Raw genomic sequence first — 503 nt, 5'->3', positions numbered from 1 at the left:
CCCCTCCTTCGCCTCCCGCACCAGCACATCCCACGCCCCCGCCGAACCCCTCAGCTCGAACGGGAACACCGTCGTGAACCAACCCACCGTCCGCGACAGATCAACCCCCGACACCACCTCCTCACGACCATGACCCTCCACATCCACCACCACACGATCCCGACCGGTCCACTCCCCCAACACCCGGCCCAAAACCGCCAGCAACACCTCATTCACCCGAGCCCGGAACACCACCGGAACCCGCTGCACCAACACCCGCGTAGCATCCGCCGACAACTCACCCGACACCACACACGGACCCGACACACCCCCAGCCGGCTCCCCCTCCACCGGAAGCTCTACCGGCACACCCCGGCCCACCCCCGACCAGTACTCCACCTCACCATCGAAACCACCCGACTCCACCACCTCACGCAACCCCGCCGCCCACTCACCGAACGACGACGACCGCACCCCCAGATCCACCCCCGCACCCGACACCACCTGCCCATACGCAACCTCCA

At 67.6% G+C, this 503-nt stretch carries 1 protein-coding gene; it reads right to left on the bottom strand.

Going from position 1 to position 503, the window contains the following annotated elements; translation table 11 throughout:
* The coding region (locus tag AQI70_RS36820) for a condensation domain-containing protein (protein WP_159042777.1) at positions 1-503 on the bottom strand (503 nt) is incomplete at both ends.

This window comes from Streptomyces curacoi, from assembly GCF_001513975.1.
GTDB lineage: Bacteria > Actinomycetota > Actinomycetes > Streptomycetales > Streptomycetaceae > Streptomyces > Streptomyces curacoi.
This window is presented reverse-complemented; position numbering and strand designations above follow the sequence as displayed.